This window comes from Cupriavidus sp. BIS7 (assembly GCF_000292345.1).
GTDB lineage: Bacteria > Pseudomonadota > Gammaproteobacteria > Burkholderiales > Burkholderiaceae > Cupriavidus.
Genome location: NZ_ALOU01000005.1, coordinates 80,343 through 100,848, shown reverse-complemented (window position 1 = coordinate 100,848; position 20,506 = coordinate 80,343). Strand labels below are relative to the sequence as shown.

The following is a 20,506-nucleotide window of genomic DNA, read 5'->3' as shown; positions in this document are numbered from 1 at the left end:
TGCTCAGAAGATGTGCTTGATGCCGATCATCGCGCCGAACTGGTTGCCGCCCGGCTTCGGATTGGCGCCGGCCTGCGCGCCGCTCACGGACATTGCCAGCGTGCCGTCGTTGTTGATGTAGCCGGCGGTGGCATACACGGCGGTGCGCTTGCTGAAGTTGTACATGCCGCGCACGGCGTACAGCATCGCGCGATTGGGGCTGCTCTGGTAGTTCAGGTAGTAGAGCTGGCCGGCCAGCGTGAAGGCAGGCGTGATGTCGTAGGCCGCGCCGACGTAGTAGAGCTCGGAGAGCGGGGTGGGGCTGCCCTGATTGTTGCGGCGGATCACGCCGGCACCGATCTTTGTGCGATCGAGCAGCACGTAGCCGGCCAGCGATGCGCGGTCATCACGCAGGCTGCTGCTGGTCAGGCCGCCGAACGCGCCCGGGCCACCGCGCTGCGAGTCGTAGGCGGCGGTGATGCCCCACCATTTCTGGTCCCAGCCGATCAAGGCCGACCACTCGCGGCACTGGCTCGGGTTGCCCGGAACCTCGCCGGCGCAGTTGGACCCAGACGGGCTTGGGCCGGCATTGACGGTGTCGCGGCCAAAGCTGTACGTTGCGCCGACGGTCAGGCCGCCGAACGTGCCCTTGTAGGCCACGGCGTTGTCAGCCCGCGTGTTGGGCAGGTAGCTGTCGAGCGAACCGGAACCGTAGGCGTTCGGGCCCAGGATGTCCGGATCGAGCGTGGCCCAGAACAGCATGGTGTACTGGCGGCCGAACGAGATCTGGCCCCACTGGCTGGAAGAAAGACCCACCAGTGCCTGGCGGCCGAACAGGCGGCCGCCCTGGTTGGCAGAACCGGAATCGGGTGCAAAGCCGCCTTCCAGCACGAACACGCTCTTCAAGCCGTTGCCCAGATCCTCGGTGCCACGCATGCCCCAGCGGGAAGGCACGGTGCCGGTCAGCGTATTCATGCGAACCACGCCGTTGCCGGCTGCGCCAACGTTGCTCACGTATTCAATGCCAGTGTCCACCACGCCATACATGGTGACGGACGACTGGGCGCCAGCCAGCAGTGGCGCGGCAGCGAGCAGGCCCGCCGCAATCTTTCCGATCTTCATCTAACCGTTTCCTTCTCTAGTTCTGTCTTGTGGGCTCTATGGGGGAGCTCTAAAAGGGGGGGGGGCTCTTTGGGCGCTTCCGCCGGCAACGGTATGGGGGCTGCCGCCATCGTTCTTGTGTTCCATTAGTAAAACAATGAACAACATAAGAAACGCTTGAGCGAAATATAGACAGGCGCCGGTACGACGTAGATAAGGGAGTTCCCTTCCTCGTTTACCCCGATCCCACGGCCACGAATCGAACGCCTATAGTCGAGAGGTTTTATTCGCAAACACCAATTTCATATATGGAACACAACGCGGCTCTTCGTGCACTCGATCCTGGTGCGGACGTGCTTGCAGCACTTGATAGCCATTTCGCCGAGCGGCTGGTCATGGTTGGCGGCGATGGCGCCCGCGTTGCCTGCCGCGTTGGCGGAACACGTGGGCCGGTCGTGGTGCTGCTGCACGGCATCAGTTCCGGCGCGGCGTCTTGGCTGCCTTGCGCAAGCCTGCTGGCCGCGGAAGCGCGCGTGATTGCGTGGGATGCGCCCGGCTATGGGCAGTCGAGTCCGTTGCCGATGGCGGCACCCACCGCACGCGACTACGCGCTGCGGCTGGAGCAGTTGCTGACTGCGCTGCAGGTGCGCCCGGACCTGATCGTCGGCCATTCGCTTGGCGCGCTGATGGCATCGGGCTACGCGGCGCACGCCCCGGCCGCCATGCAGCCCGGGCGTTTCCTGCTGCTCAGTCCCGCATTGGGATACGGTGCCGCTGGGAAGGAAGACAAGTCGCACGAAGTGGCCCGGCAACGAATCGAAGCGCTGGAAACCCTGGGTGTCGACGGGCTGGCGCAACGCGGGGCCACGCGGCTGTTGAGTCCGGCTGCCACGGCGGATGCCCAGGGCTGGGTGCGCTGGAACATGCGGCGCCTGAACCCCGACGGCTATCGGCAGGCGGTGGCGCTGCTGTGCGGCGACGATATCGGCGGCTATCTGGCGCAGCAAACCAGTTCAGTAGAAGTGGGGTGCGGCGCCGAGGACATCGTGACCACGCCCGCCGCGTCGAACGCGCTGGCCCAGCGCTTCGGCATGCCTTTCCATCTGATCCCCGACGCCGGCCACGCCTGCTACATCGAACAGCCGCAAGCCGTGGCGCGTGTGATCCGCGCGGCCGTACCTGCCTGATCGGCCGATGGAATAAATCCGACGCGCCTGCGGTTTACCAGATAGCGGAACTGTGCCTTCCGGGGCCAGGTGTCGCCGAGTGTCGTGTCAGTGGATTGCGGAAAGCGCCAGATCCTCCGACGCTCCACAGCAAGGCAGGGGACACATCATGAACGGGCGCGGGTTATGCAGGATCGCCCTGGCATTCGTGGCAGGGGCGGCCTTGGCCGCCGGCGGTCCAACGCTGGCAGCGGGTCGCGGCAGTGGCGGCGGCGGGGGCGGTGGCATGCACGGTGGCGGCATGCAGGGCGGTGGCATGGGTGGCATGCAGGGCGGCGGCTTCCATGGTCACGATGGCTTCCACCACGACGGCTTTCACCACGACGGTTTCCATCATGGGCATGGGCACGCGGTCTTCTTCGTGGGCGGCGCCTGGCCAGGCTGGTGGTGGTGGGGATATCCGTACTACGACGGCTGGCCGTATCCGGCTGGTTACCCTGGCTACTACGCGCCCCCGGCGCAATACATCGAAAAGGGCGATGGTTCGGATGGCGCGTCCGCGAACGCGTGGTGGTACCACTGCGACCAGCCCGATGGCTATTACCCGTACGTCAAGGAGTGCCCGGGCGGCTGGCAAACGGTGCCGGCCCAACCGTCGTCCTGATGTTGCCCGGATGCTGTCCTGATGCCGCCATGATGCCGAGGTATCGATGAAGCCGCGTTCCGTTCCGCTCCTGCTGGCGGCCGCATCCGTGCTGGGCGCCTGCACGTCAATGCCGTCGGGCCCCAGCGTGATGGCGCTTCCTGGCACCAACAAGTCGCTCGACCAGTTTCGCGGCGATGACCGCAACTGCCGGCAGTTCGCGCTGGGCCAGCTCAGCGGGGTGAGTTCGCATCAGGCGTCCACCTCGGCGGCCGGTGCAAGCAGCACAAGCAGCACAAGCTACGCCGGCGACGACGCGCAGCAGCAGTACGACGCTGCCTACGTTCAGTGCATGTACGCCAGCGGACACCGGGTCCCGGTCTACGGCCCGATGATTGCGGCGCCGCCCGCGACACCACCTGCCAACTACAAGCCCAACACGCCGCCGCCGGCACCGGCACCGCAAGGCCACGCGCCCTGATCGGTCCGGCATCGCCAGAGCCGCCAAACCGAGCCGCCAATTCGTCACGCGGATCGGCAAGGCGCCGCTTTTCACCGCCGCCGATGGTCGGCTATCGATCATCACCCTCCCGCTGACGGGTTAACCCTAGTCAATTTTTGAAGCCCGGTTGTCTATAGTCGTATCTGTGTTCAATATTTAAACTCACGTTTCATAGGTAAAACGCTCAACGGAAGACATACCGGTGAGCGCGACACCGGAGACACGGTAGACAAGGCATCCCGCCAGCCGTCCCCCACACAGAAAGCCATGGAGCAAAACGCAATGGAAAGCCTCGCGTACAACCCGAACCTGGTGCCCTGGGAGCGTCCCTCGCCCAACAACGTCGCCGGCAAGGGTCATATCGAGAAGCCGGGCCACGTACCCAACATCGTCTGGCAGACGCGCGCCGCCGTGCCCTCCGCCTACGAGAACGCACTGGGCGACGCGCTGGAAGCCGCATTCGAAGGCGGCGCGAAGTCGCCGGAAGACGTGGTGCGCGCGTTCAACCGCGCCGGCTTCCTGGCCGCCGATGGCCAGCCGTGGACCGAGGAAGGCTTCCTTGCCGAAATGCGCCGCCTGGGCGCTTGAGCGGTCGGCCAAGACCCAGGACCACAAGCGATAACCGCAAATAGAAGCGAGAAAGAGCGAGAGAGCGAGACATGGAATCGAACAAGCAAGCACGCGCCGAAGCGCGCCTGAACAGCGGTCTGCGCAACTACTGGTACCCCGTGGCGGCGTCGTGGCAAGTCACGCACGCCCCGATCGGCATCACGCGCCTGAGCCAGAACATCGTCATCTGGCGTGACAACGCCGGACAGCTCAGCGCGCTGGAAGACCGCTGCCCGCATCGCGGCGCGCGCCTGTCGATGGGCTGGAACCTCGGCGACCGCGTGGCCTGCTGGTACCACGGCGTGGAAATCGGCGGCGACGGCCAGGTCAAGAGCGTGCCGGCCGTGGAGAACTGCCCGCTGGAAGGCCGCACCTGCGTGCGCAGCTATCCGGTGCAGGAGAAGGCCGGCGCCATCTTCATGTGGTTCGGCGACCGCGCCCCGACGGAGGCTGACGCGCTGCGCCTGCCCGAAGAGCTGGAGAACCCCGAACACAGCAATTTCCTGTGCGTGGCGCACTGGGACTGCAACTACCGCTACGCGATCGACAACGTCATGGACCCGATGCATGGCGCCTACCTGCACGCGGTGTCGCACTCGATGGCCAGCGGCGAGAAGTCGGCCGTGATGCAGGTGGTGGAGACCAACTCGGGCCTGATCTTCGAGAAGACCGGCCAGCGCGGCGTGAACTTCGACTGGGTGGAGTTCGGCGAGACCGGCACGCTGTGGCTGCGCCTGTCCATCCCCTATCGCCAGAAGGTTGGCCCGGGCGGTCCGTTCGGCATCATTGGCATGGCCACGCCGGTCGACGAGGATCACTGCCTGGTGTTCTTCTGGCGTACCCGCCACGTGCAGGGCTGGGAGCGCGATGTGTGGCGCTTCCTGTATCGCAACCGTCTGGAGGGCCTGCACTGGGACGTGCTCGAGCAGGACCGCGTGGTGCTGGAATCGATGGCGCCGAACGCGCGCGATCACGAGATGCTGTATGCGCACGATGCCGGCGTCACGCGTGTGCGCCGTCTGCTGAAGCGCCGCGCCGACGCCGAGGTGGCCGACGAACCGGTGGCCATGCTGCAGCCTGCTGCGGTAGGCGGAGTCGCGAAGCATGCTTGATTCGATTTCCACTTCCAACCTGCTGGCGGGCCGCAAGGTGCTGGTCACCGGCGCCGCGCGCGGCCTGGGGTTGGCCTTTGCAACCGCGATCGTCGAAGCGGGCGGTAGCGTGGCAATGGCCGACATCCTTGCCGATCGCGTGCAGGAGTCCGCCGACGCGCTGCGGGCACGCGGCTTCAACGCCGTGCCGCTGACGCTGGATCTGCAGGACCCCGCATCGGTGCAGGCATGCGCCAGCGCCGCGGCGGATGCGCTGGGCGGGCTCGACGGCCTGGTCAACAACGGCGCGGTGACCGATTCGGGCGGCCGCGATGCCACCGCACTCGACGTTGCCACGTGGGACCGCGTGATGAACGTCAACGTGCGCGGCACGTGGCTGATGACCGCGGCCTGCACGCCCGCGCTGCGCGCCAGCGGCCGCGGCGCCGTCGTCAACCTGGCATCGGACACGCCGCTGTGGGGCGCACCGAACCTGCTGGCCTACGTGGCAAGCAAGAGCGCCATCATCGGCATGACCCGCTCGCTGGCCCGCGAACTTGGCGATGCGCAGATCACGGTCAACGCCGTGGCGCCGGGCCTGACGCTCGTGGAAGCCACCGAATACGTGCCGCAACACCGGCACGACCTGTACCGCAGCCAGCGCGCGATCCAGCGCGAGCAACTTCCCGATGACGTCTGCGGCGCCGTGCTGTTCGCGCTGTCCGACCTTTCCCGTTTCGTGACCGGCCAGACGCTGGCGGTCAACGGCGGCTTTGTCATGCACTGAAACCCAAGGAAATCCAAATGAGCGATCTGTCCCAACAGGAAAACATCAAGCGTAGCTGGGAGCGTCCCGATGGCGCCTCGTTCGATTCATGGATGGAGTCCCGCGTTGCGCGCTTCTCCACGCGCCGCTACGACTGGGATGCCCTGAAGTTCCAGGCCGACTACGACCCGAAGTACCGCCGTGCGCAGATGCGCTACCTCGGCACGGGCGGCACCGGCGTGGCTGCGGACACGAACACCGTGCCGTCCGAGCACTTCACGTTCTCGACGATGATCATCCCGGCCGGCCACGAAGGTCCGTCGCACATCCACACCGACGTGGAAGAGGTGTTCTTCGTGATGCGCGGCAAGATCAAGCTGATCCTGGAAAAGGACGGCGAGCGCTTCGAGACGATCCTGACCGATCGTGACCTGGTATCGGTGCCGCCGGGCGTGTACCGCGAGGAAATCAATATCGGCGAGGAAGACGCGCTGATGTGCGTGATGCTCGGCTCCAGGAAGCCGATCACGCCGACCTATCCGCCCGAGCACCCGCTCAGCAAGATCAAGCGCTGAGCCACACGAGCCACGCCTGACCGTCGAGCCCCGAGCCCCAGAGTCCATAGCATGAGCGCCAATCCACTTTCGTCCGCACAGCCGGCTGAAGCCGAGGACAAGTACATCGTCCCCGGACTCGAACGCGGCCTGCGTCTGCTGGCCGAGTTCAGCGCGCGTGACCGCGTGCTGTCCGCCGCCGAGTTGTCGCGCCGGCTGAACGTGCCGCGTTCCACGGTGTTCCGCCTGCTGGTCACGCTGGAATCCACCGGCTACGTCGAGCGTACCGATGGCGGCCGCGAGTACCGGCTGGGCCTGGCGGTGCTGCGGCTCGGGTTTGACTATCTGGCTTCGCTGGAACTGACCGAACTGGGCGGCCCGCTGCTGAACCGCCTGCGCGACGAGATCGAGTTTCCGTGCAACCTCGTTGTGCGGGATGGCCGCTCGGTGGTGTACGTGGCCAAGGCCGCGGCATCGCGCCCGTTCGCCAGCAACATCAACGTGGGCGCACGGCTGCCCGTGCACGCCACCGTACTGGGCCGCGTGCTGCTGGAAGACCTGACGCTTGAGCAACTGCGCGCGATCTATCCGGAGCCCGAACTGCAGGTCTACTCGGACAGCACGCCACGCACCGTGCAGGCGCTGTTCGACATGCTGCAGCAGGACCGCGAGCGCGGCTACGTGCTGCACGAAGGGTTCTTCGAAGCCAGCATCTCCACGATCGCGGCGCCGGTGCGCGACCGCACGGGCAAGGTAGTGGCGGCGCTCGGCGCGACCATCCCCGCGTCGCGCCTGAGCGCCGAAGAGCTGGACCGAATGGTGGCAAGCGTGCGCAGCACGGCCGGCGAACTGTCGAGACTGCTCGGCTTCCGGCGGCAGCGGCAGGCTGGCCAGACCCAGGCCCGGGTCGTATCGATGCACCGAAACTGATAAAGGAAGCGGACGATGTCCATGATTGAACTCGACGGCAAGGTGGCCGTCGTGACCGGTGGGTCCTCCGGCATCGGGCTGGCCACTGTCGAACTGTTGCTGGAAGCCGGTGCGGCCGTGGCCATGTGCGGCCGTGACGAAGCGCGCCTGCGCAGCGCGGAAAGCGCACTGCGCGAACGCTTCGCCGGTTGCCGCCTGTATGCCGCCACCTGCGATGTGCTCAAGCCCGAGCAGGTCAGCGCATTTGCCGCTGACGTGGCACGCGAACTGGGCCCGGCGGACATGCTCGTCAACAACGCCGGCCAGGGCCGCGTGTCGACGTTCGCCAGCACCGAGGACGCCGCATGGGTGGAAGAGCTGCAACTGAAGTTCTTCTCCGTGATTCACCCGACGCGCGCGTTCCTGCCGCAGCTTGAGCAGTCGCAGCAGGGCGCCATCGTTTGCGTGAACTCGCTGCTGGCCACGCAGCCGGAGCCGCATATGGTGGCCACGTCCGCCGCACGTGCCGGCGTGCACAACCTTGTGCGCTCGCTGGCCACCGAATTCGCACCGAAGGGTGTGCGCGTCAACGGCATCCTGATCGGCCTGGTCGAATCGGGCCAGTGGCGCCGCCGCTTCGAGGCGCGTCCTGAAGAGGACCGCCATCTGGACTGGGCCGCGTGGACCGCACGCCTGGCCCGCCAGAAGAACATTCAACTGGGCCGTCTCGGTCTGCCGCAGGAAGCCGCACGCGCGATCCTGTTCCTTGCCTCGCCGTTGTCTTCGTACACCACGGGCAGCCATATCGATATTTCCGGAGGACTCTCCCGTCATGCGTAACGAGCAACAACAAGTCACCGTGGGCTGCGCCATTGCAGCCTTCCTTGAACAGTGCGGCGTCAAGGCTGCATTCGGCGTGATCTCGATCCACAACATGCCGATCCTCGACGCCATGGGCGAACGCGGCAAGATCCGCTTCGTGCCCGCACGTGGCGAGGCTGGCGGCACCAATATGGCGGACGCCTATGCGCGCACCACCGGCAGCCTGGGCGTGTGCCTGACCAGCACGGGCACCGCGGCCGGCAACGCCGCCGGTGCGATGGTGGAAGCGCTGACGGCCGGCACGCCGCTGCTGCATATCACGGGCCAGATCGAAACGCCGTACCTGGACCAGAGCCTTGCCTATATCCACGAAGCACCGGACCAGCTCACGATGCTGAAGGCCGTGTCGAAGGCCGCGTTCCGCATCCGCAGCGCGGACACCGCGATCTCGACGATCAAGCTCGCCGTGCAGACCGCGCTGACCGCGCCGACCGGCCCCGTCAGCGTGGAGATCCCCATCGACATCCAGGCCGCGCTGATTCCGATGCCGCACGACCTGCAGCCGCTGCCCGTGCCGCAACACCAGCCGTCCGCGCACGCGCTGGACGCGCTGGCCGAACGCCTGATCAACGCCAAGCGTCCGATGCTGTGGCTCGGCGGCGGCGCACGCCACGCCAGTCGTCAGGTCAAGCGCCTGATGGACATGGGCTTCGGCGTGGTCACGTCCACGCAAGGCCGTGGCATCGTGCCGGAAGACGATCCGCGTTCGCTGGGCGCGTACAACCTGCACAAGCCCGTGGAAGCGTTCTACCAGACCTGCGATGCGATGGTGGTGGTTGGCTCGCGCCTGCGCGGCAACGAAACGCTGAAGTACGAACTGAAGCTGCCGCGTCCGCTGCTGCGCATCGATGCCGATCCTGCGTCCGAAGGCCGCTGCTACCAGAGCGATTACTTCGTCAGCGGCGATGCCGCGCTGGCGCTGGACGGCCTGGCCGACCGCCTTGAAGGCCGCATGCAGATCGATGCCGGCTTTGCCGCCGACCTGCGTGGTGCCCACGATATCGCCGTAGGTGCGCTGATTGATGGCCTGGGCCCGTACAGCGCGCTGGTGCAGGCGCTGCAGCAGGCGGTGGGCCGCAACTTCAACTGGGTGCGCGACGTGACTGTGTCCAACAGCACGTGGGGCAACCGTCATCTGCAGATCTTCGACTCGCGTGCCGGCGTGCATGCGCTGGGCGGCGGAATCGGCCAGGGCCTGGCGATGGGCATCGGCGCCGCCGTGGGCGCAGCGGCGACCGCTTCGGGCAAGAAGACCTTCACGCTGGCTGGCGATGGCGGCTTCATCCTGAACCTCGGCGAACTGGCCACGGCGGTGCAGGAACGTGCCGACATGGTCATCGTGCTGATGAACGACAAGGGCTACGGCGTGATCAAGAACATCCAGGACGCGCAGTACGGCGGTCGCCGTCACTACGTGGAACTGCACACGCCCGACTACGCGCAGCTTTGCCAGTCGCTGTCGCTGCGTCATCGCCGCGTGAGCAACCTGGCCGATATCGGCGCCGCGCTGGAAGCGGCAACGGTGGAGCAGGGGCCGTTCATGCTGGAGATCGACATGCTGTCGATCGGCAGCTTCAAGACCGTGTTCGCCGGCCCGCCGGTCAACAAGCAGGCCCCGATCGCCAACACGGCCACGGCAACCGCCTGAGGAGAAATGTCCATGCTGCATGTGTCGATGGTGGGTTGCGGTGCGATTGGCCGTGGCGTGCTGGAGCTGCTGAAGTCCGACCCGGACGTCGTGTTCGACGTGGTCATCGTGCCGGAAGGCACGATGGACGAGGCACGCGGCGCGTTGTCGGCGCTGGCGCCCAACGTGCGCGTGGCCACGCGGCTGGCCGATGGTGACCAGCGTCCCGACTTGCTGGTCGAATGCGCGGGCCACCACGCGCTGGAAGAGCACATCATTCCGGCGCTTGAACGCGGCATCCCGTGCATGGTGGTGTCGGTCGGCGCGCTGTCGGAGCCGGGGATGGCGGAGAAGCTGGAAGCGGCGGCACGCCGTGGCAACACGCAGGTGCAACTGCTGTCCGGCGCAATCGGCGCCATCGACGCATTGGCCGCTGCCCGCGTCGGCGGCCTGGACGAAGTGATCTACACGGGCCGCAAGCCGGCCTGCGCGTGGATCGGTACGCCGGCCGCGCAGCTTTTTGATCTCGATGCGCTGACCGAGCCCACCGTGATCTTCGAAGGCACGGCGCGCGATGCGGCGCGGCTCTATCCGAAGAATGCCAACGTGGCCGCCACGGTGTCGCTGGCCGGGCTCGGGCTCGACCGCACATCGGTCAGGCTGCTGGCCGATCCGACCGCCGTGGAGAACGTGCACCACGTGGAAGCGCGCGGCGCGTTCGGCGGCTTCGAGCTGACCATGCGCGGCAAGCCGCTGGCCGCCAACCCCAAGACGTCCGCGCTGACCGTGTTCAGCGTGGTACGCGCACTCGGCAACCGCGCCCACGCGGTGTCGATCTGAAGCGATCAAGCGAGTAATGCAATGACAACGCAACAAGTTCTTCCGATCTGCATTGCAGGCGTCTGGCGCCTGGGCTCGGGCGACCGCTATGGCACGCGCTACCCCGCCACCGGTGAAGTGGTGGCGGAGCTTAATGCGGCCAGCCTCGATGATGTGGAAGAGGCCATCCAGGGCGCCCATCGCGCGTTTCGCGAAAGCGGCTGGGCCCAACGCAAGCCGCATGAGCGCGCCGCCGTGCTGTATCGCGTGGCCGAGCTGATCCGCGCGAAGTCGGAGCCGCTGGCACAGCGCCAGCGGCTGGATAACGGCAAGCCGATCAGCGAAACGCGCGCACTGGTGGCAAGCGCCGCCGGCACGTTCCAGTTCTTTGCCGCTGCGCTGGAAACGCTTGAAGAGCAGATCACACCGCAACGTGGCGACTGCCTGACGATGAGTGTTAATGAGCCGATGGGCGTGGTGGCGGCCATCACGCCGTGGAACTCGCCAATCGCCAGCGAAGCGCAGAAGATGGCCCCGGCGCTGGCCGCCGGCAACGCGGTCATCGTCAAGCCGGCCGAGGTGACGCCGCTGATGGCGCTGGAACTGGCGGCCATCTGCGAGGAAGCTGGCGTGCCGAAGGGGCTGATCAGCGTGCTGCCGGGCAAGGGCTCGGTGATCGGTGACGCGATCACCAAGCATCCGCTGGTGCGCCGCGTGTCGTTCACCGGCGGCACCACCACGGGCAAGCACATCGCCCATATCGCCGCCGACAAGATGATGCCGGTGTCGCTGGAACTGGGTGGCAAGTCGCCGACCATCGTGTTCGACGACGCCGATCTCGATCACGCGGTGAACGGTGTGCTGTATGGCATCTTCAGCTCGTCGGGCGAATCGTGCATCGCCGGTTCGCGCCTGTTCGTCGCGCGCTCGCAGTACGAGGCGTTCCTTGACCGGCTGGCTGCTGGCGCCGCGCACCTGCGCGTGGGCGACCCTGCCGATGAACGCACCCAGATGGGTCCGCTGATTACGGACCGGCATCGCGACAGCATTGAATCGTATGTGGCGATGGGCGTGGAGGACGGCGGCCAGTTGCGTACTGGTGGCCTGCGTCCCGAGGTGGCGGGCCTGCCGAACGGCTACTTCTACACGCCGACGATCATCGAGGGCCTGGATAACCACGCACGCATCTGCCAGGAGGAGATTTTCGGGCCGGTGCTGGTGGCGATGCCGTTCGACGATGAAGACGATCTGATCGAACAGGCCAACGACAGCATCTATGCGCTGGCCGCCGGTATCTGGACGCGCGACTACAAGCGTGCATGGCGCGTGGCGCGGGCCGTGCAGGCCGGCAACGTCTGGATCAACACATACAAGCAGTTCTCGATCTCGACGCCGTTCGGCGGCTGGCGAGACAGCGGCCTGGGCCGCGAGAAGGGACGCCTTGGCATCCTTCAGTACATGGAACAGAAGAGCGTGTACTGGGGCCTGAACGAACAACCGCTGCCGTGGGCCAACCGCTGAGCCCCGCGAACCAGGTGGAACGGAGACTGAATCATGAAGGTATTGGGAATCGATGAAATCGTGTACGGCGCGGACGATTTCGACGCCTGTCGCGGCTTCTTCAGCGACTGGGGTCTGACGATCAAGCGCGACGCCGCCGACGGGATCGACTTCGAGACGCTGAACGGCTGCCGCGTGCTGGTGCGCAAGATCGCCGATGCGTCACTGCCGCTGGCTATCGAAGACGGCCCGACGCTGCGTGAAGTGGTATGGGGCGTGGACAACCAGGCATCGCTCCATGCGATCCGCGACGCCATCGGCAACGAGCCCACGTTTGTCTCGCAGCAGGACGGCACGCGCATCGGCTGTACGGACCCGAACGGGCTGGCCGTGCGCTTCCAGGTCTCGCGCAAGCACGACGTGCAGGTGAAGTGCGGCGCGATGAACACGTGGAACGACAAGCCGCGCCTCAATGAGCCCAGCCCGATCTACGAACGCGCCACGCCGATTGAAGTGGGTCACGTGGTGTTCTTCGTCAAGGACGTAAAGGCCACCGAGCGCTTCTACATTGAAAAGTTCGGTTTCGTGCCGTCCGACAACTACCCCGGCCGTGGCGCGTTCCTGCGCTGCGCGGCCGAGGGCGGGCACCACGACCTGTTTCTGCTGCAGTTGCCGCAGCCCAAGAGCGGTCTTAATCATGTGGCCTTCACGGTGCGCGACATCCATGAGGTGTTCGGCGGCGGCATGCATGTATCGCGCAAGGGGTGGGACACACAGCTCGGTCCGGGCCGTCACCCGATCTCGTCGGCCTATTTCTGGTACTTCAAGAATCCGGCTGGCGGCCTGATCGAGTACTACGCCGACGAAGACCAGCTTGACGCGCACTGGGAACCGCGTGCGTTCGAGCCGGGGCCGACCGTGTTCGCCGAATGGGCGATCGAGGGCGGCATCGATGGCAACACGCGCCGCCAGAAGAATGCTGGCGGCCCGGAAGGCAAGTTCCTGACGGAAAAGCGTTAAGTCGTATTGAACGTGATGAGAAGGAAGCCGTCATGAGCACGAGCCAATCTTTGACGATGCGTGTGCAGGCCATGCGCTACGAGGCGCGCGGCGTCGTCAGCATCGAACTGCAGGACCCCAGCGGTGCGCAACTGCCGGAGTTCGGTCCGGGCGCCCATATCGACCTGCATCTGGCCAACGGCCTGGTGCGCAGCTATTCGCTGTGCGGCGCGCCGGAAGTGCGTGACCGCTATACCGTGGGCGTGCTGCTGGACCGCAACAGCCGTGGCGGATCGCGCTTCGTGCATGAGCAGTTGCGCGTGGGCACCACGCTGACCGTGGCCGCGCCGCGCAACCACTTCGTGCTGGATGAGGGCGCCGCGCACACGGTGCTGGTGGCCGGTGGCATTGGCGTGACGCCGATCGTCTGCATGGCACGCCGGCTGGCCGAACGCGGCCGCTCGTTCACGATGCTGTACTGCGCGCGTTCGCGTGCGGAGGCCGCTTTCGTCGAGCAACTGTCTGCCTACGGCGATGCGGTGCGCTTCCATTTCGACGATGAAGCGGGCGCGCCGCCTGACCTCAAGGCGATGCTGGCCGGCCAGGACGCTGCCACGCATTTCTACTGCTGCGGCCCCGGCCCGATGCTGAACGCGTTCGAATCCGCGTGCGAAGCGCATGGCTACCCGAACGTGCATATCGAGCGCTTTGCCGCCGATCCGGCCACCGAGGCCGTGCAGGAAGGTGAGTACAGCGTGACGCTGCAGCGCTCGGGCAAGAATGTGCTGGTGCCGTCTGGCAAGTCGCTGCTCGACGCAATCCTCGAAGCAGGCGTCCAGGTGGAATACAGCTGCCGCGAGGGAGTGTGCGGTTCGTGCGAGACGGCGGTTGTCGAAGGCTGCCCCGATCACCGCGACAGCGTGCTCAGCAACAGCGAACGTGCTTCGAACAAGACGATGATGGTCTGCGTATCCGGGTGCAAGGGACCGCGCCTGGTGCTGGACATCTGACAGACAAAGACGACGCTGCGCCATGCAAGGCGCGGCAATGAAAGATCGCCTGCCGCATATTCGAGCCGCCTTCAGCGGCCACGCGGTGGCGCCTGCCCCTCACGAATCGGAAGAGATACCGTGTTGACCCAGAGACAAGATTCCGCGTCCTCCCTTTCAGGCTCGCCGGCGGCCTCCGTCGCCCCCGTCGCCCCCGTCACCTATGGCGGTGCCCCCGCCGAATCGCAAGCGGCGGCATCGGCAGGCGCCGTGACGCGCGGCCAGATCATCGCGCGTATCGAGCGCATGCCCGGCAACGCGATGCATATTCGCGCGCGGCTGCTGATCGGCCTGGCCACGTTCTTCGATGGCTTCGATGTGATTGCCATCGCCACCACGCTGCCGTTGCTGATCGCCAAGTGGTCGCTGTCGCCGGGCCAGATCGGTTTCCTGATCGCCGCGCCGTCGGTCGGCCAACTGGTCGGAGCACTGCTGTTTCCCGCGCTGGCCGAACGCTTCGGCCGCCTGCGTTCGATTGGCTGGAGCGCGGGCATCATCGGCCTGATGAGCCTGGCGTGCGGCTTCGCGCCGTCGTTCGAGATCTTTGCGCTGCTGCGCATCGTGCAGGGACTGGGGCTTGGCGGCGAACTGCCGGTGGCGGCTACCTATATCAACGAGGTCACACGCGCGCACGGTCGTGGCAAGTTCGTGCTGCTCTACGAGATCGTGTTCCCGATCGGCCTGATGGTGTCGAACGCGATGGGTGCCATGCTCGTGCCGCGCTATGGCTGGGAAGTGATGTACTTCCTGGGCGGCGTGCCGCTGGTGCTGTTCTTCATCCTGCGCCACGTGGTTCCCGAATCGCCGCGCTGGCTGGCCGAGAAAGGCCGCATTGCGGAAGCCGACAGCGCGCTGCGCCAGTTCGAGGCGCGTGCAAAACAGGAGTTGCCGCCGGTGGGCGATACCTCCCGGTTCGATGAGATGGCCGCACGTCACCCGCGCCGCCGAGTGCGCGACCTGGTCAGCCCCGCCTACCTGGGCCGCACGCTCGCCGTGTGGATGCTGTGGGCTACCTGCGGCTTTATCCAGTACGGTCTGTCGACGTGGCTGCCCACGGTCTACAAGACGATCTATCACGCGCCGCTGCAACTGGCGCTGAACCTGGCGGCTGGCGCTTCGGTGCTTGGCGTGGTCGGTTCGCTGGTCTGCGCGCTGCTGGTGGACAAGGTGGGCCGCAAGCCCGTGATCAACGTGTCGTTCGTGCTGTGCGCGGCATCGCTGGTGCTGGCCGGCGTGTTCCACGCATCGACGGTCTACGTGGTGGCCACGTTCTGCGCACTGGCGATGGGCTTCCTGGCCAGCGGCTTCATCACCGCCTATGTCTATACGCCGGAGCTGTATCCCACCAGCATCCGCGCAATGGGCTGCGGTCTTGGTGGCGCATGGCTCAAGGTGTCAGCGATCTTCGCGCCGGGCATCATTGCCTCGACGATCGGCACGGGCAACCTGAGCACCGCATTCTTCGGACTTTCCGTGGTGCCGCTGCTGGCCGCCGTCACCGTGTACTTCCTCGGCATCGAGACCAAGGGCCAGGTGCTGGAAGAACTCGAAGTCTGAGTCTCCATGACGGCCGTGGTGTTGGGTTGCTCCCCTCTCCCGCGTGTGGAGAGGGTTTGGGGGAGAGGGCAAGCGCTTCGTCGCCGGCCAGCGTGTTCGGTGCTTCAGGCGCCGGCCCTCTCCCCCGCCCCTCTCCCACTCGTGGGAGAGGGGAGAAAACCGGTAGCGTTTGATCGGTTACTGCGGTGCCGTGCCACCGCTCAATGCCGACGATTCCGGCGGCGTTGCGCTCGTGCCCGGAACAGGTGTACCACCCGAATCGGACTTGTCCTGCTGCTGCGAGGCCTGCCGGCCGCCGCCGTGCCTGCCGCCGCCGCGCTGGCCCATGCCGCCGCCACCGCCACCGCCCCGGGCCCTCGAAGTCTGCTTCAGTTCCTGATTGATCGTGTCGATCGTGCGTGGCGGCTGCGCCATGTGCGCAAAGTTGTTCTGGATGTTGCGCATCGCCGCGTCGTTGTCGTCGCCGCCGGTGGGGGCTTGCTGGGCGAAAGCGGCCGCCGGCAACGCCAGCGCTGCGGCGATGGCCAGGCGTGCGGCGATGCGCGACGGCTGGCTGCGGATGACCTGGTGGGGAAGGTGAGGACGGTGGGAAGGGTCAGGATGATTCATGTTGCGTGTCTCGGCTCCGGTTACTGATTGTGGGGTGTATTGCCCCACGCGAGCACGCATCCTGATAGGTCCTTCCCGTTTCCGTGTGTTGCCAGTGTTTCGGCGGATTACAGCGGAGGCGCCGGGTTCACAGCGCGCCGGTGAGGTGCTGCATGGCCAGGCTGCTGGCAGCCACGCTGACCCACACGACCAGACCCAGCAGCAGCGGCCGTGCGCCAGCTCGCTTGAGCCTTTCGAAGTCCGTGCTCAGGCCCACGCCGGTCAGCGCGCCGATGACGAGGAACGGCGCCACATGCTGGATCGCAAGCGTCACACCGGCAGGCAGGAATTCATTGATTGCCGATGCGAGCACGAACAGGATGATGAACCAGGGAATCACGCGGCGCATCGAGCCGCCGGGCTTGTTGCGCTGCCAGATCATGGCGATTGCCAGCGTGACCGGCACGATCATCATGGCGCGCGTCAGCTTGACGATCGTCGCGTATTCGCCTGCCGCGGAGCTCCAGGCATAGCCAGCCGCCACAACAGAGGACGTGTCGTTGATTGCCGTGCCGGCCCACAGGCCGAATCCGGCGTCGGACATGCCAAGCATCTTGCCAAGGATCGGGAAGATCACCACGGCCACAACGTTGAACATGAAGATCGTGGACAGCGCATAGGTCATGTCGTGCTCGTCCGGCTCAAGGACGGGCGTGATGGCCGCAATGGCGGAACCGCCGCAGATGGCCGTGCCGGCGCCTATCAGGACCTTGAGCTTTTCGGGGATGCGCAGCAGGTGACCGGCGATGAGGGCTACGCCGAAGGCGACGGCCAGCGTGACCAGCGAGATCGGCAGCGACTTCAGGCCGGTACTCACGACCTGATGCAGCGGCAGGCTGAAGCCCAGGCCGACGATCGAATATTGCAGAAGCTGCTTGGAGGCGAACTGGATGCCAGGCTTGCAGGAAGCGGCCGGCTTCAGGAACGCGCGGCACAGCAGACCCAGCAGCATGCCGAATACGGCACCGCCGAGCAGCGGCACCGCCTTGCCAAGCAGCATGGCGGGCACGGCCAGGGCGATAACGAGCAGCAATCCGGGGATCGTGGCTTTGGCAGAGAGCAGTCGGGAGGTCATGCAAGCACACCTTGATAGATGAATTTTGCATAACGATATTTCCTGAGGGCATATAGGCGCCAACGGTATTTTCGGGTTGAATCAATCGAAAACATCGATAAGGCCGTCTGCTCGGGTACCCGGCCCAAAAGAAAACCGCCGCGGAGTGCGGCGGTTTGCTGGCTTTCAGGTGATCGACGCGCTACTCCTTTGCGGCCGTTGTGCAGATCTCGTGCAGTTTTCGCAACCCGGTGTAGAGCCCCTGCCGCTCCTCGGGCGTCAGCATGCGGATCACGGCGGCCTGCCCGCGCCGCGCCAGTGGAATCACCTGTGCATGCAGCGCCGCGCCCTCGGGCGAGATTGTGCACGTCAGCCGCTTGCGCGGCGTGCCGCCTTCCGATTCCAGCGTGACCAGCCCCCGGTCCTCCAGCAGCCGCAGGGTCCGGCTGACCAGCGCCTTGTCCGACGTCGATTGCCTGACCAGTTCCGCGAACGATATCGGCTGGCCGTGCGCCAGCAGCGCCAGGATGCGCCACTCCGGCACGGTCAGGTCAAACTGGGATGCATAGGGTTCCGTCACGCTGCTGCGCAGCGCCGTGACGAGCTGACTCAGCATCGTCGTCAGGAAGTCATTGACGCTGAGGTCGGTGCCGGCTTCGTCGAGGTTGGACCACGGGTCGGCGGCCACGGATGCGGAACGGGGTGTGCTGGGCATGGCTGGGAAGCTGTCCGGTGGGGGGCAGTGTGGTCCGGTGGGCGCGCGATTGTCTCATACAGCGGCATATGGGCAACTTTGTGCCAGCACCTGATGCGTGTGGGCGGTCAGGACATACCTATAAGAAGCACCGATAAGGGTTTTCCTATGTTGAGTCATCAACAAAGGCGCTCTACAGTGAAAGCGTTCCTGATGTGAATCTTGGTTTTATATATAAAACACATCTGCTAATGTTTCGAGTGTCGCCATGCGCCGTGGGTGCATCAGACAGCGGGAAGCATGCTATATCGACCCGTTGCTGTTCATTGGCAAACCAAACGTCAAGCAGAGAGAGACCATGAGCAAAGCCACTCCCAATCAGGAGACACAGGAGTCACAGGAGACACAGGACAAGTACATCGTGCCGGGCCTGGAGCGTGGGCTTCGGCTGCTCGGTGAGTTCAGCAGCAAGGACCGCACGCTGTCGGCGGCGGAACTGGCGAGACGGCTGCAGGTGCCGCGTTCCACGGTGTTCCGGCTGCTGGCCACGCTGGAAATGATGGGGTTCGTGGAGCGCACGGACGGCGGACGTGAATTCCGCCTGGGGATGGCCGTGCTGAGGCTCGGGTTTGACTACCTGGCCTCGCTGGAACTGACAGAGCTTGGCCGGCCGTTGCTGGACCGGCTGCGTGACGAGATCCACTACCCGTGCAACCTTGTGGTGCGCGATGGCCGGTCGATCGTGTACGTGGCCAAGTCGGTGGCGGCGCGGCCGTTCACGAGCACCGTCAACGTTGGCACGCGCCTGCCCGCGCATGCCACGGTGCTGGGCCGGGTGCTGCTGGAAGACCTGACGCTGTCCGAGTTGCGCGTGCTCTATCCGGAGCCGCGGCTCGAAGTGTTCTCGGAGAGCACGCCGCGCACGGTGGAGGAGTTGTACGAGATGGTGCAGCGTGACCGCCAGCGTGGCTACGTACTGCACGAAGGGTTCTTCGAGGCGAGCATCTCGACCATTGCCGCACCGGTGCGTGATCGCACCACGCGCGTGGTGGCGGCGCTCGGCGCAACGATTCCGGCGGCGCGCATCGATCCCGCGCAGCTTGAACCGATGGTGGGGCAGGTGCGCGCAGCGGCAGCGGAGTTGTCGCGCCTGCTGGATTACCGGCCAATGCCCGAGGGCAGGGTGGCCAGCCAATGACGTAACAATCGACGTAACAATCGCAACGATCGCTGGTAACAGCGGCAACGACGGGACAGGCAGGAACAGCATGCAGCAACGCAGCCACAACGCGACACCAAGGCAACGGACCCGGCGATGGCTGGGCGCAGCGGCTGCGATGGCAACCTTCGCGCTGACCGGCGTGGCACACGGTGCAACCTGCGCCAGCGTGCGGATCGTCGTGCCGTTTCCTGCCGGCGGCGCGGCGGACCAGCTTGCGCGCACGTTGTCGATGGGCCTGCAACAGCGCAAGGGCACGCCGATCATCGTCGACAACAAGCCCGGCGCGAACGGCAATATCGGCATCGATGCGGTGCGCCGCGCAGCCGGTGACGGTTGCACGTGGCTGGTGGTGCCGGCCGGCAACCTGACGATCAACCCGACGCTGTTCCCCACGCTTTCCTATAACGTGACGCGCGACTTCCGGCCTGTGTCGCTGCTGGCCAGTTCGCCCAACGTGCTGGCCGTGCATCCGTCAGTCAAGGCGCGCACCGTGCCGGAGCTGATTGCGCTGGCGAAGCAGGCCGAGCAGGGCAAGGCGCCACTCGGCTATGCCAGCCCCGGTGTTGGAAGCGGCCTGCACCTCGCCGGAGAACTGTTTCATCACAAGGCCGGCGTGAACATGCTGCACGTGCCATACAAGGGCACCACGCAGGCCGTCAACGATGTGGTTGGTGGCCAGGTGCCGGTGCTGTTCGGCACGTGGCCGACGCTGGCGCCGTTCATTCAATCGGGCGCGCTGCGCGCGATCGCGGTCACGCAATCGAAGCGTTCGCCGGCGGCTCCGGATGTGCCTTCGCTGGCCGAGCAGGGCATGCCCGGCATCGACGTGAGTTCGTGGTACGCGCTGCTGGTGCCATCGGCCACGCCGAAGCCGATGGCCGACGCGCTTTCCGCCGACGTTCAAACGCTGTTCAACACGCCGGCGATCCGCACCGATTTGCAGCGCCAGGGCCTGGAGCCCGTGGCGAGCACCCCCGAAGCACTGGCCGCGCGCATTCGCGATGACACCGCGTCGTGGGCCACGCTGATCCGCACGTACCACATCAGCGCGGACTAGTGGGCTAGCGAACCAGCCCGGGCGCCCAGGCGGCGCATCCCCCAAATCAATTTTCCGAGTCGTATCTGGCCGCACCCT

General features: G+C 65.9%; 21 protein-coding genes. 17 read left to right on the top strand and 4 right to left on the bottom strand.

Annotation, left to right across the window (positions count from 1 at the left end; all coding sequences use genetic code 11):
• Positions 1 to 3 precede the first annotated feature (3 nt).
• Positions 4 to 1,101 (bottom strand): porin, encoded by a 1,098-nt coding sequence (locus B552_RS0101515; protein ID WP_019447227.1) that lies wholly within the window; start codon positions 1,099 to 1,101, stop codon positions 4 to 6.
• A 287-nt stretch (positions 1,102 to 1,388) separates the two neighbouring features.
• On the opposite strand from B552_RS0101515, the gene B552_RS0101510 reads away from it, so the two are divergent.
• From B552_RS0101510 to B552_RS0101440, 15 genes are all read left to right on the top strand, one after another.
• Positions 1,389 to 2,267 (top strand): alpha/beta hydrolase, encoded by an 879-nt coding sequence (locus B552_RS0101510; protein ID WP_019447226.1) that lies wholly within the window; start codon positions 1,389 to 1,391, stop codon positions 2,265 to 2,267.
• A 148-nt stretch (positions 2,268 to 2,415) separates the two neighbouring features.
• Complete coding sequence (locus B552_RS0101505) at positions 2,416 to 2,910, top strand: hypothetical protein (RefSeq protein ID WP_026035190.1); 495 nt, start codon at positions 2,416 to 2,418, stop codon at positions 2,908 to 2,910.
• Between the two features lie 46 nt (positions 2,911 to 2,956).
• Entirely contained in the window at positions 2,957 to 3,370 is a 414-nt protein-coding gene (locus B552_RS0101500; RefSeq protein WP_019447224.1) for a glycine zipper family protein, read from the top strand.
• Between the two features lie 303 nt (positions 3,371 to 3,673).
• Positions 3,674 to 3,979 (top strand): recombinase-like helix-turn-helix domain-containing protein, encoded by a 306-nt coding sequence (locus B552_RS0101495; RefSeq protein WP_019447223.1) that lies wholly within the window; start codon positions 3,674 to 3,676, stop codon positions 3,977 to 3,979.
• Positions 3,980 to 4,050: 71 nt separating this feature from the next.
• Positions 4,051 to 5,112 carry an aromatic ring-hydroxylating dioxygenase subunit alpha gene (locus B552_RS0101490; RefSeq protein ID WP_019447222.1) on the top strand — a complete coding sequence of 354 codons (1,062 nt, stop codon included), beginning with the start codon at positions 4,051 to 4,053 and terminating at the stop codon, positions 5,110 to 5,112.
• Positions 5,105 to 5,878, top strand: coding sequence for an SDR family oxidoreductase (locus B552_RS0101485; RefSeq protein ID WP_019447221.1), 774 nt, complete (start codon positions 5,105 to 5,107; stop codon positions 5,876 to 5,878). The genes B552_RS0101490 and B552_RS0101485 overlap by 8 nt, the downstream gene beginning before the upstream one ends.
• 17 nt (positions 5,879 to 5,895) lie before the next feature.
• A complete protein-coding gene (locus tag B552_RS0101480; protein WP_019447220.1) occupies positions 5,896 to 6,432 on the top strand; it encodes a cupin domain-containing protein in 537 nt (178 codons plus the stop codon).
• 51 nt (positions 6,433 to 6,483) lie between these two features.
• Positions 6,484 to 7,341, top strand: a complete 858-nt coding sequence (locus tag B552_RS0101475; protein ID WP_019447219.1) for an IclR family transcriptional regulator — start codon at positions 6,484 to 6,486, stop codon at positions 7,339 to 7,341.
• Positions 7,342 to 7,356: 15 nt separating this feature from the next.
• Entirely contained in the window at positions 7,357 to 8,160 is an 804-nt protein-coding gene (locus B552_RS0101470) for an SDR family oxidoreductase (protein ID WP_019447218.1), read from the top strand.
• Positions 8,153 to 9,850, top strand: a complete 1,698-nt coding sequence (locus B552_RS0101465; RefSeq protein WP_019447217.1) for a thiamine pyrophosphate-binding protein — start codon at positions 8,153 to 8,155, stop codon at positions 9,848 to 9,850. Before B552_RS0101470 ends, B552_RS0101465 begins: the two co-directional genes overlap by 8 nt.
• Positions 9,851 to 9,862: 12 nt before the next feature.
• Positions 9,863 to 10,669, top strand: a complete 807-nt coding sequence (locus B552_RS0101460) for an aspartate dehydrogenase (RefSeq protein WP_019447216.1) — start codon at positions 9,863 to 9,865, stop codon at positions 10,667 to 10,669.
• Positions 10,670 to 10,690: 21 nt separating this feature from the next.
• Positions 10,691 to 12,169 carry an aldehyde dehydrogenase gene (locus B552_RS0101455; RefSeq protein WP_019447215.1) on the top strand — a complete coding sequence of 493 codons (1,479 nt, stop codon included), beginning with the start codon at positions 10,691 to 10,693 and terminating at the stop codon, positions 12,167 to 12,169.
• 30 nt (positions 12,170 to 12,199) lie between these two features.
• On the top strand, positions 12,200 to 13,168 hold the full coding sequence (locus B552_RS0101450; RefSeq protein WP_026035188.1) for a VOC family protein: 969 nt from the start codon (positions 12,200 to 12,202) through the stop codon (positions 13,166 to 13,168).
• Positions 13,169 to 13,200: 32 nt separating this feature from the next.
• Complete coding sequence (locus tag B552_RS0101445; RefSeq protein ID WP_026035187.1) at positions 13,201 to 14,157, top strand: PDR/VanB family oxidoreductase; 957 nt, start codon at positions 13,201 to 13,203, stop codon at positions 14,155 to 14,157.
• Positions 14,158 to 14,406: 249 nt separating this feature from the next.
• On the top strand, positions 14,407 to 15,753 hold the full coding sequence (locus B552_RS0101440; RefSeq protein WP_019447212.1) for an MFS transporter: 1,347 nt from the start codon (positions 14,407 to 14,409) through the stop codon (positions 15,751 to 15,753).
• Positions 15,754 to 15,930: 177 nt separating this feature from the next.
• Here B552_RS0101440 and B552_RS0101435 read toward each other — a convergent pair whose 3' ends face one another.
• The 3 genes from B552_RS0101435 to B552_RS0101425 form a co-directional block, all read right to left on the bottom strand.
• Entirely contained in the window at positions 15,931 to 16,362 is a 432-nt protein-coding gene (locus tag B552_RS0101435; RefSeq protein ID WP_019447211.1) for a hypothetical protein, read from the bottom strand.
• A gap of 127 nt (positions 16,363 to 16,489) precedes the next feature.
• Positions 16,490 to 17,476 carry a putative sulfate exporter family transporter gene (locus tag B552_RS0101430; RefSeq protein ID WP_019447210.1) on the bottom strand — a complete coding sequence of 329 codons (987 nt, stop codon included), beginning with the start codon at positions 17,474 to 17,476 and terminating at the stop codon, positions 16,490 to 16,492.
• A 181-nt stretch (positions 17,477 to 17,657) separates the two neighbouring features.
• Entirely contained in the window at positions 17,658 to 18,170 is a 513-nt protein-coding gene (locus tag B552_RS0101425) for a MarR family transcriptional regulator (protein ID WP_019447209.1), read from the bottom strand.
• Positions 18,171 to 18,507: 337 nt separating this feature from the next.
• Between B552_RS0101425 and B552_RS0101420 the strand changes: the two genes are divergently transcribed.
• Both B552_RS0101420 and B552_RS0101415 read left to right on the top strand, forming a co-directional pair.
• Positions 18,508 to 19,347 carry an IclR family transcriptional regulator gene (locus tag B552_RS0101420; protein ID WP_019447208.1) on the top strand — a complete coding sequence of 280 codons (840 nt, stop codon included), beginning with the start codon at positions 18,508 to 18,510 and terminating at the stop codon, positions 19,345 to 19,347.
• A gap of 70 nt (positions 19,348 to 19,417) precedes the next feature.
• Complete coding sequence (locus tag B552_RS0101415; RefSeq protein ID WP_026035186.1) at positions 19,418 to 20,428, top strand: tripartite tricarboxylate transporter substrate binding protein; 1,011 nt, start codon at positions 19,418 to 19,420, stop codon at positions 20,426 to 20,428.
• Positions 20,429 to 20,506: the final 78 nt, after the last annotated feature.

Bases quoted from the DNA above. Each gene is read 5' to 3' on its own strand.
- B552_RS0101475 (WP_019447219.1), top strand. From the start codon at position 6,484: ATGAGCGCCAATCCACTTTCGTCCGCACAGCCGGCTGAAGCCGAGGAC.
- B552_RS0101455 (WP_019447215.1), top strand. From the start codon at position 10,691: ATGACAACGCAACAAGTTCTTCCGATCTGCATTGCAGGCGTCTGGCGC.
- B552_RS0101420 (WP_019447208.1), top strand. From the start codon at position 18,508: ATGAGCAAAGCCACTCCCAATCAGGAGACACAGGAGTCACAGGAGACA.
- B552_RS0101430 (WP_019447210.1), bottom strand. From the start codon at position 17,476: ATGACCTCCCGACTGCTCTCTGCCAAAGCCACGATCCCCGGATTGCTG.
- B552_RS0101435 (WP_019447211.1), bottom strand. From the start codon at position 16,362: ATGAATCATCCTGACCCTTCCCACCGTCCTCACCTTCCCCACCAGGTC.
- B552_RS0101500 (WP_019447224.1), top strand. From the start codon at position 2,957: ATGAAGCCGCGTTCCGTTCCGCTCCTGCTGGCGGCCGCATCCGTGCTG.
- B552_RS0101470 (WP_019447218.1), top strand. From the start codon at position 7,357: ATGTCCATGATTGAACTCGACGGCAAGGTGGCCGTCGTGACCGGTGGG.
- B552_RS0101480 (WP_019447220.1), top strand. From the start codon at position 5,896: ATGAGCGATCTGTCCCAACAGGAAAACATCAAGCGTAGCTGGGAGCGT.
- B552_RS0101515 (WP_019447227.1), bottom strand. From the start codon at position 1,101: ATGAAGATCGGAAAGATTGCGGCGGGCCTGCTCGCTGCCGCGCCACTG.
- B552_RS0101460 (WP_019447216.1), top strand. From the start codon at position 9,863: ATGCTGCATGTGTCGATGGTGGGTTGCGGTGCGATTGGCCGTGGCGTG.
- B552_RS0101445 (WP_026035187.1), top strand. From the start codon at position 13,201: ATGAGCACGAGCCAATCTTTGACGATGCGTGTGCAGGCCATGCGCTAC.
- B552_RS0101415 (WP_026035186.1), top strand. From the start codon at position 19,418: ATGCAGCAACGCAGCCACAACGCGACACCAAGGCAACGGACCCGGCGA.
- B552_RS0101425 (WP_019447209.1), bottom strand. From the start codon at position 18,170: ATGCCCAGCACACCCCGTTCCGCATCCGTGGCCGCCGACCCGTGGTCC.
- B552_RS0101490 (WP_019447222.1), top strand. From the start codon at position 4,051: ATGGAATCGAACAAGCAAGCACGCGCCGAAGCGCGCCTGAACAGCGGT.
- B552_RS0101505 (WP_026035190.1), top strand. From the start codon at position 2,416: ATGAACGGGCGCGGGTTATGCAGGATCGCCCTGGCATTCGTGGCAGGG.
- B552_RS0101495 (WP_019447223.1), top strand. From the start codon at position 3,674: ATGGAAAGCCTCGCGTACAACCCGAACCTGGTGCCCTGGGAGCGTCCC.
- B552_RS0101485 (WP_019447221.1), top strand. From the start codon at position 5,105: ATGCTTGATTCGATTTCCACTTCCAACCTGCTGGCGGGCCGCAAGGTG.
- B552_RS0101465 (WP_019447217.1), top strand. From the start codon at position 8,153: ATGCGTAACGAGCAACAACAAGTCACCGTGGGCTGCGCCATTGCAGCC.
- B552_RS0101510 (WP_019447226.1), top strand. From the start codon at position 1,389: ATGGAACACAACGCGGCTCTTCGTGCACTCGATCCTGGTGCGGACGTG.